Origin of the sequence: Micromonospora sp. B9E7 (assembly GCF_039871815.1) — a bacterium.
Classification (GTDB): Bacteria; Actinomycetota; Actinomycetes; order Mycobacteriales; family Micromonosporaceae; genus Micromonospora.
In genome coordinates this window covers 332,490-346,084 of the sequence record NZ_JBDPLX010000006.1, presented here as the reverse complement: position 1 = coordinate 346,084, position 13,595 = coordinate 332,490, and the positions used below count along the sequence as shown (strand labels likewise).

Here is a 13,595-nt window from a genome sequence, read left to right as displayed (position 1 = left end):
GCATGCGGATCCGGATCGACGGCAGCGACCTCCCCGGTCGACGTGCCGGTGCGCAGGCCGACACGCTGCGGCTGAGCGACGTGCACGTCGGAGTTCAGCGCAAGGCCGAGGTGGTCGACCTGGTGCCGGCCCACGCAGACGACGCCACCTGGCGCTTCGAGGTGTCCAGCCGCGAGATCGACGGAATGCTCGACGTCGGCGGTCCATGGGTGCACGGCCGTCCCGGAGCGCGATTCCTGTACCTGAGCTGGGGCACGATGACCGAGGACGGCTTCGCGATGTTCCGACGGGCGAAGTTGATGTTCACCGACGTCCCGACCGAGCTGCTGCGCGCCGCACACGAGGGCGGCGGGGTCCTGGTCGGCCGGGTCGGGCTGACCGACGCCACCGGCGGGCCGCTCTGCGCGCGCGTCCGGCCGCCCGCCATCGCCTGGACGGTGGAGTGAGGGGCTGCGGCCTCCGGGTTGGTTCAGCTAGCTGGCGAAGTCGACGCCGCTGAGGGAGACGGCACGGTGCGCGGCGAGGTGTTCGGCCTCGACGGTGATGGCGTCGCGCGGCGCGCCCGACAGCCGCAGCCAGGGCTGCACGGCGACCGTGAACGTCCTGCCGGACTTGCGCGGGCGCCAGGTGCCGACCAGCTCGCCGTCGACCAGGACGGCGCCAGGGCGACCCAGCACCGGCCACAACTGCTTGGCGTGCGCGGCGTTCGGCACCAGTGTCGCCCGGTCCTTCGCCTGCAGGAACAGGTCGTACGGACCGAGGAGGCGGGTGCCCGTGCCGTCGGCCGACTTCAGCGCCTGTTCGTCGGCGGCCAGCAGTGAGCGCACCTCACCGCAGACCGTCACCTCGACCACGTCGTCGGGCCAGCGCGCCTTCACGTCCTTGACCGGGGCGTCGAGATAGTCGGCCACCTGTTTCGGGGTGGCCGGGCCGAGCAGGCGGAGGTACGCGCGGATGAGGTCGAACCGGTCACCCGGAGCGGCTGCTTTCGTGAAGCCGGTGATGCGCCGCAGGACCGGGGGTGAGGTGTCGAGCTGCAGTTCCAGTCCGGCCCGCACGGCGGCGAGCCGGAACGGCATCTCGTAGAGGTGCGTGGCGTCGCACGGCCGGCAGAACCGCAGGTACGGCTCCGGCAGCATCGTTGCCAGGCGGCCGGACACGTCTCCCTTGACCGCTGGCACGGTGACGATGGCCCGCATGCGAGAGGCGATCTCGTCGAGGGCCGCGAGGTTGTCGATGCCAGCGGCTTTCAGGGGTCGGGACGCGTCGTAGATGCGCTTGCCCGCGTCGGCATCGGTGAAGGGTTCGACCGCGGCCGCCACCCTCCCGACGTCGGCCCGGCGATAGAGGTGGGGGGCGCCCCGCACGGTCCACAGCAGGACCACCTCCCTGCCGGACACCGCGGTCACGTCGACCCCGCGCACCGCCAGCGCCCAGCGGGCGCCGTCCGGCCCGGTGTTCTGCACCCCGATGTCCAGGACGGCGGTGTCGGCGAGCGTGCCCACGCCCCGGTCGAGCTGCTGGGCCCGGACGCGGAAGTTCAACACCTGGCGCCGATCCACCATGCCCGCACCCTACGCTGCTCGACCGGCCCGTCGATCGAGCTGCCAGGAGGCGGCCGGCCACGCCGCGATGAAGCCGGCCATCAGCCCTATCTGACCCGCGAACCAGAAGATCGGGCTGCCGGGCCGCAGAGACGGCTCGGGAACGACGTGGTGCGCGAGAGTCAGCCACGCGAACAGGGCCAGCTCGAAGGCGGTGATGGTCACCAGTTCGACCTTGACGACGGTGGTTGTCGCGTGCCAGATCTTCGTGACGCTGCGACCGGGTTCGCCGATGTACCGGAAGAGGACAGCGATCGTCACGGCCGCCAGATAGTCGCCGGCGTAGTCGATCCACAACGTGCCCTGGGCCGGGTCGTCTCTGAGGGCGTACAGGGCGACCTCGGCGACGACGAAGCCCAGCGCGCAGTGCGCGCCGCAGCGGGACACGTAGGTGACCATGACGCCCCGCCGAGGCCGGCGCTCAGCGTTTCGCCGTCGTCGTCCGGACGCCTCGGGCCTGCCCCAGTTCCAGTAGAGCCGGACGGCCGCCGGGCCGATGTAGAGGACGGTCACCAGCCAGACGATCTCCATGACCCGCACCGGCTGGCGATGCCCGCGTAGGTAGGTGTCGGCGACCACGATCACGAAGCTGACGAACGCCGCCGCGAGTGCGGCCCAGGACAGCGCCAGCAGCCAGGTTGGTTGCATCCTCGCCCCTTCCGCAGCCGGGCGCCGACCCGCCGCCCGCAGCCGAAATGCAGGACCACCGAGGACACCTCGGAGTTTGCCACGCCGTACTCGCCCGCAGTGCGGAAAGGCGCAGGCGAGGATCGCTTGACCTTGACACAGTGACAAGGTCTGTACTGGGGTCCGAGGAGGTGGGTTCGATGACCGGTCCGCAACAGGACACGACCACCACGAGGGCTCTCCAGGGGCTGAAGCACACCAACGCGTCGGTGCGACTGCGTGCGGCCCTGGCCGTCGGCACGACCCCGGACCCGCGAGGCGTCGACCCGCTCGTCGCGCGGTGCGCGATCGAGCCCGACTTCTCCGTACGCGAAATGCTCACCTGGGCCCTGACCCGCCACCCGGCGGCGCAGACGGTCCCCAGGCTGCTGGGTGAACTCGGCTCGGAGCGTGCGCAGGCACGCAGCCAGGCGTTGCACACGCTCTCCAAGATCGGGGACCGGCGGGCGTGGCCGGCGATCACGCGGGCGCTGCTCACCGACGCCGACGACGAGGTGGCGCGCAGCGCCTGGCGGGCGGCGGTCGCCCTGGTGCCCGACGGCGCGAGGGCCGACCTGGCCGGGGTGCTGTCGACGCAGTGGGGGCGGGGCAACCGGGAGACGCAGTTGAGCTTGAGCCGCGCGCTGATCGCGCTCGGCGAGGTGATCATGCCGACGATGCGGGCCGCGATGACCGATCCCGACCCGCGGGTACGCGCGCACGCGACCGCCACGCAGCGGCTGTGGCAGGACCCGGACGCCGGTTTCGCGTACGCGATCGACGAGGCCACGCGGGTGGTGGCGCTCGGCCCGGCGGCGGCGAGCGGGTGATCGGGTGCTGATCGGCGAGGTGGCACGCCGGTCCGGGGTGAGCGCGCGCGTGCTCCGGCACTACGACTCGCTCGGGCTGGTCCGGCCAAGCGGTCGGACCAGCACCGGCTACCGCGAGTACACCGCCGAGGACATCCGGCTGATCTTTCAGATCGAGAGCCTGCGGTCACTGGGGCTGTCGCTGCGCGACGTGCGGCGGGCGCTCGACGATCCCGGGTTCGCTCCCTCGATCCTCGTCGACGACCTCATCCGCCAGACGCGGCAACGCATCGCGGGCGAGATGGAGTTGCTGACCCGGCTGCGTCGGATCGGTGCGGCCGAACCGGTTGACTGGGGGGACGTCCTGGAGACCGTCGGCCTGCTGCGCGGATTGGGTTCGGAGAGCGCTGGCCGGCGTCAACGCGCGGCCCTGTCGTCTTCGGTGAAGGTCTCCGTGGAGGCACTGGTCGAGGCGGTGCTCAGCGAGGCCGACCCGAACGTCGCCGGTGCCCTGCGCTGGGCTCTGGCGCGGTCCGCCGACAGCGGACTTGCCCTGCTGGCGGAGGGCCTTCGGTCGCCGGAGGCTGAGGTACGCAGCCGTGCCATCGAGGCCATCGCCCAGGTGGCGCACGACCCGGCGACCGGCCTGCTGCGCGACGCCCTCACCCACGCCGACATCGTGGTCCGCCGGCGCGCGGCACTGGCGCTCGGGGCGCGGGGCGTGGCCGACGCGGTCCCGACGCTGGTCGACATGGTCGTCGAGGAGGCCCACGACGTCGACGCGGCCGACGCGCTGAGCGCGTTGGCGAGCGACCCCGCGCTGGCGGAGCAGATCACGACCGGGCTCGTCGACCGCCTCGCGCACGAGTCGGTGCGACCGTCAGCGCGTCGACGGCTGACCCAGGCGCTCGCGGACATCCCCGGAGGAGCCGCCTCCCGTGCCCTCGCCGAGCTGACCCAGGACCAGGACCGGGTCGTCGCCATGACGGCGACGTACGTCCTCGGGCTGCGCGACCTGAAGGGCTGACGGACCACTTCCGACCACAGTGGAGGTCGGAGGACGGAATACCGACGTGCCCTTCAACCCGGACCGGCAGGAGGTGGACGGCATCAGGGGCGCTCCGGCTCGCCGACCTTCGTGGTGGAGGTGTTCGAGGTGTGCAAGCCGGCGGTGGCTCGCGTGGCCCTCGGGGGCGGCGAAGGGTCGCTCAGCGAGCTGGCGACCCGAGGGCTGTCCGTCGACTGACCGGCACGACCCGGGAGCTGACGCACGACACGACCGGACTGTCATCTCTACGACCCGGGATGGTGGGGGCGATGGCGGGCGAAGGCGTCGGCCTTACCCCAACGGCCGGGAACGTCCAGGAGTGCCATCCGCCCGAAGGTGGACGGTAGCGCGGGGTCCACGGCCAGGTGGTCCTCGTGCGGGTCTAGGCCGAGCATGGTGCGGATGAGCAGCATGCACGCTCCGCTGGACCACGCCTGCGGGCTGCCGGCGGTCGGGTACCGGACCGGGTACCGGGTGGTGGCGCGGTCGAACCCGCCGAATGCCTCGGGCAGCCGACCCTGGAAGTAGGTGGCCGCGGAGAGGATGCTCTCGGCGATGCGGCCCGCCTCACTGGTGAAGCCGTACCGGCGCAGACCCCAGGCGATGAACGAGTTGTCGAACGGCCAGACCGTGCCGTTGTGGTAGCCGAGCGGGTTGTAGCGGCGCTGCCCCTCGGCGAAGGTGCGCACCCCCCAACCGGAGAAGAGCGCCGGACCCATCAGGTGCTCGACGATTCTCGGGGCCCGCTCCGGTGGCACGATGCCACTCCACAGCAGATGCCCGATGTTGGAGGACAGGCTGTCGACGGGAGTGCCGTCGTGGTCGAGCGCGAGGGCGTAGAAACCCGCGTCCTCCAGCCAGAAGTCCCGGTTGAAGCGGTCGTACAGCGCCGCCGCCTCCTGCTCCAGCCGCTCGGCGAAGGCGGGGTCGCCCCAGACGGTACGCGCCAGCCGCGCACCCCGGATCTTGGCGTCGTAGGCGTACCCCTGCGTCTCGCAGGTGGCCCTGGGAAAGCCCGGCAGTCGTCCGTCGGCGTAGGAGATGCTGTCCCAGGAGTCCTTCCAGCACTGGTTGTCCAGGCCGGTGGCGCGGTTACGCCGCTCGTACCAGATGTAGCCGGTGGAGGTCAGGTCCGCGTACCTGTCGATCCAGGCCAGGGCGGCGCGGGCCTCCTGCTCCAGATCCAGCGCCAGCGCGGTGTCGCCACTCCACCGCTCGTACTCGTCGAGCAGCACCACGAACAGCGGCGAGGCGTCCACGGTGCCGTAGTAGGGCGAGTGCGGCTGCTCCTCGAACGCGGCCGACTCGCCGTAGCGCAGCTCGTGCAGGATCCGGCCGGGATCTTCCTCCAGCACGTCGTCGCGCCGAGCGCCCTGCAGGGATGCCAGGATCCGCAGCGTCGGCGGAGCCAACGACGGTGTCACGGGCAGGGTCTGCAAGCAGGTCAGCAGGCTGTCGCGGCCGAACAGGGTCATGAACCAGGGCAACCCGGCCGCGGGTACGGTCGCGCCGCCCAACGACAGTGGGGCGAAGCGCAACGCGGCCAGGTCCACCAGGCTGCGGGCGTACACCTGTTGGAGGGCGACGCTGTCGGTGTCCAGCGTCGGCGCCGCCGCGACCCAGGCCCGCAGGCTGTCGGGCAGGGTGGAGTCGTCCGGGCGCTGGGCTCGCAGGGCGGAGCGCAGGTCGACGCCGTCCGGGCGCAGCGCCCGCATCACCGCCTGCAGGCGCGTCGACCACTGCTCTCCGGGGCCCAGGTGGACCGTGAACCGGAGGCCGTCCGGGTCGTACTCGGCGGGTTCGGTGGCCGACACGACCACCTCACGCTGGTAGGTGGAGCGGCGGTAACCCAGGCGCAGGTCGTTCGGGCCGACCTCGGTGTAGTACGTGCCCACCTTGTCACTGACGTCGAACTTGATCTCGAAGATGTCGGCGAAGTCGGCAGCCACCTCCAGGCGGATGTCGAGCTCCGTCTCCTGCTCGCCGTAGTTGAAGATCGTCAACGACTCGGTGAGGTCCGGGCCGATCCGCCTGCGCCGGATGGCGGACACGTCGGCCTGCACGTAGTCGACCGCCGCGCCCGGCACCACGAAGAACGTGACCTCGTAGTAATGGCTGTCGTCCACCGACAGTGCGGTCATGCACTCGCCGTTGACGAAGAGCATCCAGCGGGACAGGAAGCGGGTGTCGGCGGCGAACAGCCCGACCGGGGTGGCGGGGGACGACTCCACATCGCCACTGGCGTCGGACACCATGAAGGTGTTCCCGTCGATGCACGCCACGGTGCCCTGGATGTCCCGCATCGGTCACCGGCCGCCGTCCGGGCCGTCGTGCTCCGGCTCCCGCGGGAACAGTCGCCCGATCCGCAACGCCAGGCCGAGGTCACCGTCGACCAGGATCTCGCCCCGGGTGATCGCCGCCAGCCCGTTTACCCGGCCACGCGCCATCGCGTCCGCGACCTGCGCCGAAACCATGATCACGGTGGTGGCCGGCTCGGCGCTCCTCGTCACCCGCATCCGGCCGTGGTCGATGTCGAGGAGCCACTGTTCGAGGCGGTCCCCGTCCCGAATGTCGAAGCGCACGCTCCCACAGACCTTGCTGAAACGCGGGTCCTGGCCGGCAACGGTCAACTGCTCGAAAAAGGCGCTGGTCGCCGTCATCCCACCTCCCCGACCGCTGGTAGCAGCGGATGGCGGCTACCCGGTGCGGGTCACTGTTAACTCGTGGCGGCGCGTCTTGTTCAGGGTTTGAGCGTGAGGCGGCTCCAGCCGATCGCGTCCGTGGTGACGAGAATGTGGTCGGGCTCGCCCGCCGACCCGTCGTCGCGGCCGAAGAGCCAGGCGTACCCGGGTGCCACACTGGCCGTCCCGACCACCGGGCCGTACTCCCGCGCGACCGTGAAGTGCCTCCCGTCGTCCCGGCTGACCAGGAGCCGCGCGAGCCGGTTGGGCTCGGTCCCACCGGCGATCGCGAGCAGGGAGCCGTCCGACCCCACCGTGAGGTCCCACGTCCACCACGGCAGGTCGACGCCGACGTCCGTCCAGGTCTTCGCGCCGTCCGTGGTGCGGAGCAGCCGCATCCCACCGTTCGCTGTCGGCGAATCGGTCAGCGCGTACCCTTCCCGGTCGTCGAGTCCGACCACCGCGACCACGCTCGCGTCGTCGCCCGCGTCCCAGGTGGTCCAGGTCGCGCCGCCGTCGGTGCTGCGGGCAACGGTCGAACCCGAGGCACCCCCCATCCGGTACATCGCCCAGATGGAGCCGTCCGCAGCCGGGTAGAGACTGAACAGTGGACGCCACGAGGGCGCCTTCGCGGTGAGCCGGTACACGGTCCCGCTCGACGGATCCACCGCCAGTGGCTCGGACAGTGGCTTGCAACCGAAGCCGCAGAAGACCGGCCGGGCCGTCGCGGGGAAGGCGGGTACGGCGACGATTGCGGAATTCCCGTCCCGCCAGGTACGGCCGTAGTCGGTGGAGAGATGAAGCACCCCGGCGTCGCTCACCAGGTAGGACCGGTCACTGAGCACGGCGACCTCGTTGCGACCGGCCGGCGTGCCGGTGGAGGAGTTGGCCGTACACCTGGTGCCCTGGAACCGGGCCGCGTCCCAGTCCGACCAGGTCCGGCCGCGATCACCGGTGTACGCGAAGCGCACGACGCAGCCGTCCTCCGACACGTCGACGTCGACCGCGGAGTCGGGTCCGGTCAGCGTGAAGCTGTCCCCCTGGGTGGGCGACGGGTCCGCGGGGAGCACCGGGTCGGCCCGGTCCGCCCCGGCCACCAGCGGCACGACCGCCAGCCCGGCCAGTGCGACGAGTGCGGTGGCCACCATCGCGACCGACCGGCGTCGGCGGGACCGGGCGGTGGATCGCAGCTCGTCGAGGGGCGGCGGAGACACCGCCTCGGTGAGGGTGTCCACGTCGAACCCGGAGAACTCACGACCGTGCATCGATCCTCCTGGTCTCGGTGTCGTCGGTGTCGGTGAGCAGCGCCGCCAGGGCATGCCGGCCCCGGGACAGCCGGGACTTCACCGTCCCGGCCGACACGCCAAGCGTGTCGGCGACCTCGTCCACCGGCAGGTCGACGAGGTAGTGCAGCGCCAGGGCGTGCCGCTGCCCCGCTGGCAGTTCCCGCAGCGCGGCGAGGAGGGCCAGGTGCTCCGGTGAGTGGTCGGCGACGGCCGGTGGCGGGCCGATCCGGCGCAGCAGCCCGTCGAGTACCCGACGGCGGCGGAACCGGCTGCGGGCCCAGTTCACCGCGACCCGCCGCAGCCACGCCTCCGGGTTCTCCAGCGCGGCGAAGCGCCGTGGCGACAGCAGCGCCCGGGTGAACGCCTCCTGGACCGCCTCCTGCGCTTCGCTGAGGTCACCGGTCACCGCGTACAGCTGGACCACCAGGCGCCGGAAACAGCTGGCGTAGAGGACCGAGATCGCATCGCCGTCGGACACCGTCACCTCCCTTCTCCACCACTCCCACCAACGGGCCGGGAAGAAGGTTCCGGTGGCCGGCCAGAAAAAGTCGGCCGGTGATCGAGCGGCTCTGTCCGTCCAGCGACAGGAGGTCAGGCGGACCCGGGCCGGTGCGTCGGCGCCTGGTAGACGTCCGGCACGCCGTCGGCGTCGGTGTCACGCTCCTCCAGGACGCACACCTCCTGGTAGTGGCGGTTGCGAGCGCGGAGTACGACGGTGGCGAGCAGTGCCGACAGCAGCGACCCGAGCAGTACGCCGATCTTGGAGTGGTCGTCCCGTTCGGTGCCGGCACCGAACGCCAGCTCGCCGATCAGCAGGGACACGGTGAAGCCGATCCCGGCCAGCAGCGACAACCCGACCATGTCCCACCAGGCCAGTCCTTCCGCGAGCCGGGCCCGCGTGAACCGCTGCACGAGCCAGGTGGCGCCGAGGACGCCGACGGCCTTGCCCACCACCAGCCCGACCACGATGCCGAGGGTGACCGAGTCGGTCAGCGTCGCGCCGAGGCCACTCGCGCCGGTGATCGACACTCCGGCGGCGAAGAACGCGAACACCGGCACCGCCACCCCGGCGGACAGCGGCCGGATCCGGTGCTCGAAATGTTCCGCCAGGCCTCGGCCCGGCCCCGGCTTACGGCGGATCACCGGCACGGTGAAGGCGAGCGCGACCCCGGCGACAGTGGCGTGCACGCCCGAGGCGTGCACGAGTGCCCAGGTCGCCACGGCCAGTGGCAGCAGCAGCCACCACGACCGGACCCGCCGCTGCACCAGCAACCCGAACAGGGCCAGCGGGACCACCGCGAGCAGCAGCGACCCGAAGTGCAGTGAACTTGTGTAGAACACCGCGATGATCACGATCGCCAGCAGGTCGTCCACCACCGCGAGGGTCAGCAGGAATGTCCGCATCGTCGCCGGCAGGTTGGTGTTGATCACCCCCAGTACGGCGAGCGCGAACGCGATGTCGGTGGCGGTGGGGATCGCCCAACCCGTCAACGCCCCGTCGCCCGCCCACAGGTTGAACCCGACGTAGATCAACGCCGGCACCGTCATCCCGCCGAGCGCGGCGGCGACGGGCAGGACCGCACGTCGGGGGTCCCGCAGGTCACCGGCGACGAACTCACGCTTGAGCTCCAGCCCGGCGACGAAGAAGAAGATCGCCAGCAGGCCGTCGGCGGCCCACTGCCCCAGGGTGAGATCCAGGTGTAGCGCCTCGGGGCCGATCGTCAGGTCACCCAGTGACCGGTACGCCCCGGACCAGGGCGAGTTCGCCCAGGCCAGGGCAAGCACCGCGGCGACCAGTAGCAGCACCCCGCCGACGGTCTCGGTGCGGAGGATGTCGCCGACCCGGCGTACCTCAGGCCAACTGCCGCGCGAGAGGAGCTGCGGCTCGCGGGGTGCGGGCGGCGGGGTCATCGGGAGCCTCCGGAGGGGTCGCTGACGGAATCGCCGACCAGTCTTCCCGGCACACCGCTGATCATCTTAGCCGAACGACGAACACCGGCCCGAACGGTGCGCAGCGAGTTCGGGTGTCGCTGGCGAGATCACCCGAGGTCGAAGTCCACGACGGTCGGCGTCCGCCGGACCCGCACGGAGGTCGCGGCGTCGAAGCCGGCCGCGTCGCGGTGCCACACCGGCTGGGCGTACGAGCAGTCGCAGCGCAGCTTCACCCGCTGCCCGGAGAGCAGGCGCAGGCCGTAACTGTCGCCCGCGTCCGCCACGCCGGCCAGGTCCCCGGTTGCCGCGTCGAAAGCGATCACCTGCGCGTAGGTGAGCAGCTCGTCGACCCGTACCGCCCCGCTCAGCGGTGTCCCGGCGGGCAGGGCCTGGTTCAGGGTCGCGGTCTGCTGGGCGCGTACCCGTACCGTCCGGGCCTGCGCCCGGCTGCCCACCCCGCCGGACCACACGGTGGCGAACCCGTTCGCGGCGAACTGCAGCGGCCAGTGGTACGGCCCGAGGCCGGTGACCGTGTAGCGGCCTTCCTCGTCGGTGGTCGGACCGTGGTCGTCGTACTTCGGGTGCGGCACGTAGGGCACGACCATCACCAGCGCGCGGGGCACGGGTGCGCCCGTCACCGCGTCGGTCACCACCCCGACGACGGTGCCCGGCGGGTCGAGCCGGACGATCGGCGCGCTGGTCACCCTGCCGGCCCGGACGTGGACCACCTGCGCCCGTTCGCGCTCACCGGTGCCGCCGTGCCGGCCGACCCACTGCGAGCCGTGGACGGTCCCGTCGTAGGGGCGCACCAGCAGCCGGTACTTTCCCGGGGCCACGTCGCCGGTCACCAGCACGCCCTGCTCGTCGGCGCAGCCCCCGTACCGGCCGAGCTGGTCCTCACCGATGGCGACCGCAGTGAGGGCCGCCGCGTCCACCGGGAGGAGCGAGGCGCAGGCCCGGGGCACCGGAGCGCCGGTCGCCGCGTCCCGCACCACTGTGCGGACCTGACCGGGCGCGGGCGACCCAGACCCGGGAGTACGGGCGGAGGCCGGCGCGGCGGCCTCCAGGACGAGCAGTGCGACAGCGACGGTGGCGGTCAGGTGGCGCAGGAGTACGCGGCTCATGGGTGTGGTCCCTTCCGGCGGCGTGACGGGGCGAGCCGACGGTAACGGCCCGTAGTTGATCCAAGTTGGTCAATGTCGTTATGCCGACGTTCGGCGGACGGCCAATCCGCACGGGCCGCGCGCGAGGGGCCTTGTGCCCGAATCAGGCGCACGGGTCACGAGTACCGCATAGCGTCACGGGGCAGGTCCACCGCGCTCCGTGGTGGACCGGTGGCGACGTTTACCGGAGGAAGCGGACATGAGTCGTGTCGAGACTGTGCTCCTGCCGGAGCTGGACGGGCCGGTGCCGGCGACGCTGCCGAGCACGTTGGGCCTGCTGAGCCTGGCCCTGGGCGTGGGTGCCCTGGTCGCACCCGGCCCGCTCGCGCGACTGACCGGGGTGGACGACTCCCCGGCCGCGCGGGCCGTGCTCCCGGCTGTCGGCCTGCGCGAACTGGGCAGCGCCGCTGGCCTGCTCAGCGGCCGACGCCCCGCCGGCTGGACGTGGAGCCGGGTGGCCGGTGACGCCATGGACCTGACCCTGCTCGGGCGAGCCCTCGCCGACCGCGACGGTGAACGGCGTCGCCGGGTCGCGTTGACCACCCTCGCGATCGCCGGCATCACCGCCGTCGACGTGCTCTCCGCCGTCCGCATCGGGAGGGCTCGACGGGCGCGGGACCGGGTGATCCGGATGGAGATCGCCGTGACGGTCAACCGGTCGCCCGCCGAGGCGTACCGGTTCTGGCGTGACGTGGAGAACCTGCCCCGGTTCATGGCGCACCTGGAGTCCGTACGCGCCGACGACCTGCGCCGCTCGCACTGGATCGCCCGCGGCCCGGCCGGTCGACGGGTCGAGTGGGACGCCGAGATCATCGACGACCAGCCGAACAGGTCGATCACCTGGCGATCGTTGCCGGGTGCCGGGGTGTCCAACGCCGGTCGGGTGCGGTTCGTGCCCGCGCCCGGTGACCGCGGCACCGAGGTCCGGGTGGAACTGCGCTACGCGCCGCCCGCCGGCGCGCTCGGCCGCGCGGTGGCGAAACTCTTCGGCGAGGAACCCGAGCAGCAGGTCCGTGACGACCTGCGCCGGTTCAAGCAGGTGCTGGAGACCGGCGAGGTGGTCCGGTCCGAGAGCAGCCCCAACGGCATCTCCGTACGCCAACAGGCCACGCAGCGCCCCGCCCAGCCGCTGCCGGCGTCGCGCCGTTGACCGCCCACGCGGTGTCCCGCCGTTGACCTGCTCACGCTCCGAAGGGGACCGAGAATGAAGGCCACCGCCTGGATGGGCACCGACAGCGTCAAGGTGATCGACGTGCCCGACCCGACGATCATGAACGCCCGGGACGCGATCGTGAAGATCAGCACCACCGCGATCTGCGGCTCCGACCTGCACCTCTACCACGGCTACATCCCCGCGATGCGCAAGGGCGACATCCTCGGTCATGAGTTCATGGGCGAGGTGGTCGAGGTGGGCCCGCAGGTCCGCAACCTCAAACCGGGCGATCGTGTGGTGGTGCCCTTCCCGATCGCCTGCGGGCACTGCTCGTCCTGCCAGCGCGGCCTCTACTCGGTGTGCGAGAACTCCAACCCCAACGCGGGGATCGCCGAGAAGATCATGGGGCACTCGCCGGCCGGCATCTTCGGCTACTCCCACCTGCTCGGCGGCTACGCCGGCGGTCAGGCCGAGTACGCCCGGGTGCCGTTCGCCGACGTCGGCCCGGTCAAGGTGCCCGACGAGATCACCGACGACCAGGCGGTCATGCTGGCCGACGTGTTCCCGACCGGCTACATGGGCGCCGAGATGTGCGACATCAAACCCGGGCAGGTCGTCGCCGTCTGGGGCGCCGGGCCGGTCGGGCTGCTCGCCGCGGCCAGCGCCCGGCTGCTCGGCGCCGAGCGGGTGATCGTCATCGACCGGTACCCGTACCGGTTGCGGCTGGCCGAGGAGCACATCGACGCCGAGACGATCAACTACGAAGAGGCCGACGTGCTGGACACCCTCAACGAGATGACCGCCGGCCGGGGCCCCGACGCGTGCATCGACGCGGTCGGCCTGGAAGGACACCACGGTAACGCCGCCATGTACGCGTACGACCGGGCCAAGCAGGTCGCCCGGGTCGAGACGGAACGGCCGTTCGCGCTGCGGGAGGCGATCCTGGCCTGCCGATCCGGCGGGGTGGTCTCGGTCGTCGGCGCGTACGGCGGCTTCGTCGACAAGTTCCCGATGGGCGCGTTCATGAACCGCTCACTGGTCATGCGGACCGGTCAGTGCCACGTCCAGCGCTACACCCGCCCGCTGCTGGAGCGCATCCAGCGCGGCGAGATCGACCCGAGCTTCATCGTCAGCCACCGGATGCCGCTGCGCGACGCCCCGAAGGGCTACAAGATCTTCCAGAAGAAGCAGGACGACTGTACGAAGGTGCTGCTCAAGGTCTGAGTGGGTGGGCGCTGCCGGCGGGGGAGTGC

General features: G+C 71.7%; 13 protein-coding genes. 5 read left to right on the top strand and 8 right to left on the bottom strand.

The features are described 5' to 3' along the window. Nucleotides 1-2 precede the first annotated feature (2 nt). Entirely contained in the window at nt 3-446 is a 444-nt protein-coding gene (locus ABGB10_RS12960) for a DUF5990 family protein (protein ID WP_347661113.1), read from the top strand. Between the two features lie 27 nt (nt 447-473). On the opposite strand, the gene ABGB10_RS12955 is transcribed toward ABGB10_RS12960, so the two are convergent. Both ABGB10_RS12955 and ABGB10_RS12950 read right to left on the bottom strand, forming a co-directional pair. Further along, nucleotides 474-1,565: a winged helix DNA-binding domain-containing protein gene (locus ABGB10_RS12955; protein WP_347661112.1), complete on the bottom strand. Its 1,092-nt coding sequence runs from the start codon at nt 1,563-1,565 to the stop codon at nt 474-476. Nucleotides 1,566-1,574: 9 nt separating this feature from the next. Next, a complete protein-coding gene (locus ABGB10_RS12950) occupies nt 1,575-2,252 on the bottom strand; it encodes a DUF4396 domain-containing protein (protein WP_347661111.1) in 678 nt (225 codons plus the stop codon). Nucleotides 2,253-2,431: 179 nt separating this feature from the next. On the opposite strand from ABGB10_RS12950, the gene ABGB10_RS12945 reads away from it, so the two are divergent. Beyond that, nucleotides 2,432-3,100, top strand: a complete 669-nt coding sequence (locus ABGB10_RS12945; RefSeq protein ID WP_347661110.1) for a HEAT repeat domain-containing protein — start codon at nt 2,432-2,434, stop codon at nt 3,098-3,100. Nucleotides 3,101-3,104: 4 nt separating this feature from the next. Beyond that, entirely contained in the window at nt 3,105-4,106 is a 1,002-nt protein-coding gene (locus ABGB10_RS12940; RefSeq protein WP_347661109.1) for a MerR family transcriptional regulator, read from the top strand. A 266-nt stretch (nt 4,107-4,372) separates the two neighbouring features. Here ABGB10_RS12940 and ABGB10_RS12935 read toward each other — a convergent pair whose 3' ends face one another. The 6 genes from ABGB10_RS12935 to ABGB10_RS12910 all read right to left on the bottom strand — a co-directional run bounded on the left by ABGB10_RS12935 (nt 4,373) and on the right by ABGB10_RS12910 (nt 11,150). Next, a complete protein-coding gene (locus ABGB10_RS12935) occupies nt 4,373-6,421 on the bottom strand; it encodes a glycogen debranching N-terminal domain-containing protein (RefSeq protein WP_347661176.1) in 2,049 nt (682 codons plus the stop codon). 12 nt (nt 6,422-6,433) lie between these two features. Further along, nucleotides 6,434-6,787 (bottom strand): SCP2 sterol-binding domain-containing protein, encoded by a 354-nt coding sequence (locus ABGB10_RS12930; protein WP_347661108.1) that lies wholly within the window; start codon nt 6,785-6,787, stop codon nt 6,434-6,436. Nucleotides 6,788-6,867: 80 nt separating this feature from the next. Further along, entirely contained in the window at nt 6,868-8,073 is a 1,206-nt protein-coding gene (locus ABGB10_RS12925) for a sialidase family protein (RefSeq protein WP_347661107.1), read from the bottom strand. Next, on the bottom strand, nt 8,060-8,572 hold the full coding sequence (locus ABGB10_RS12920) for a sigma-70 family RNA polymerase sigma factor (protein WP_347661105.1): 513 nt from the start codon (nt 8,570-8,572) through the stop codon (nt 8,060-8,062). Before ABGB10_RS12920 ends, ABGB10_RS12925 begins: the two co-directional genes overlap by 14 nt. Before the next feature lie 113 nt (nt 8,573-8,685). Beyond that, on the bottom strand, nt 8,686-10,005 hold the full coding sequence (gene nhaA, locus ABGB10_RS12915; RefSeq protein WP_347661104.1) for a Na+/H+ antiporter NhaA: 1,320 nt from the start codon (nt 10,003-10,005) through the stop codon (nt 8,686-8,688). A 128-nt stretch (nt 10,006-10,133) separates the two neighbouring features. Then, nucleotides 10,134-11,150, bottom strand: coding sequence for a carboxypeptidase regulatory-like domain-containing protein (locus ABGB10_RS12910; RefSeq protein ID WP_347661103.1), 1,017 nt, complete (start codon nt 11,148-11,150; stop codon nt 10,134-10,136). Between the two features lie 238 nt (nt 11,151-11,388). On the opposite strand from ABGB10_RS12910, the gene ABGB10_RS12905 reads away from it, so the two are divergent. Together ABGB10_RS12905 and ABGB10_RS12900 are read left to right on the top strand one after the other, a co-directional pair. Further along, nucleotides 11,389-12,339, top strand: a complete 951-nt coding sequence (locus ABGB10_RS12905) for an SRPBCC family protein (protein ID WP_347661102.1) — start codon at nt 11,389-11,391, stop codon at nt 12,337-12,339. A 54-nt stretch (nt 12,340-12,393) separates the two neighbouring features. Next, nucleotides 12,394-13,566: a zinc-dependent alcohol dehydrogenase gene (locus ABGB10_RS12900; RefSeq protein ID WP_347661101.1), complete on the top strand. Its 1,173-nt coding sequence runs from the start codon at nt 12,394-12,396 to the stop codon at nt 13,564-13,566. The last annotated feature ends 29 nt before the right edge of the window (nt 13,567-13,595 follow it).

Bases quoted from the DNA above. Each gene is read 5' to 3' on its own strand.
- ABGB10_RS12960 (WP_347661113.1), top strand. From the start codon at position 3: ATGCGGATCCGGATCGACGGCAGCGACCTCCCCGGTCGACGTGCCGGT.
- ABGB10_RS12955 (WP_347661112.1), bottom strand. From the start codon at position 1,565: ATGGTGGATCGGCGCCAGGTGTTGAACTTCCGCGTCCGGGCCCAGCAG.
- ABGB10_RS12950 (WP_347661111.1), bottom strand. From the start codon at position 2,252: ATGCAACCAACCTGGCTGCTGGCGCTGTCCTGGGCCGCACTCGCGGCG.
- ABGB10_RS12945 (WP_347661110.1), top strand. From the start codon at position 2,432: ATGACCGGTCCGCAACAGGACACGACCACCACGAGGGCTCTCCAGGGG.
- ABGB10_RS12930 (WP_347661108.1), bottom strand. From the start codon at position 6,787: ATGACGGCGACCAGCGCCTTTTTCGAGCAGTTGACCGTTGCCGGCCAG.
- ABGB10_RS12925 (WP_347661107.1), bottom strand. From the start codon at position 8,073: ATGCACGGTCGTGAGTTCTCCGGGTTCGACGTGGACACCCTCACCGAG.
- nhaA (WP_347661104.1), bottom strand. From the start codon at position 10,005: ATGACCCCGCCGCCCGCACCCCGCGAGCCGCAGCTCCTCTCGCGCGGC.
- ABGB10_RS12910 (WP_347661103.1), bottom strand. From the start codon at position 11,150: ATGAGCCGCGTACTCCTGCGCCACCTGACCGCCACCGTCGCTGTCGCA.
- ABGB10_RS12905 (WP_347661102.1), top strand. From the start codon at position 11,389: ATGAGTCGTGTCGAGACTGTGCTCCTGCCGGAGCTGGACGGGCCGGTG.
- ABGB10_RS12900 (WP_347661101.1), top strand. From the start codon at position 12,394: ATGAAGGCCACCGCCTGGATGGGCACCGACAGCGTCAAGGTGATCGAC.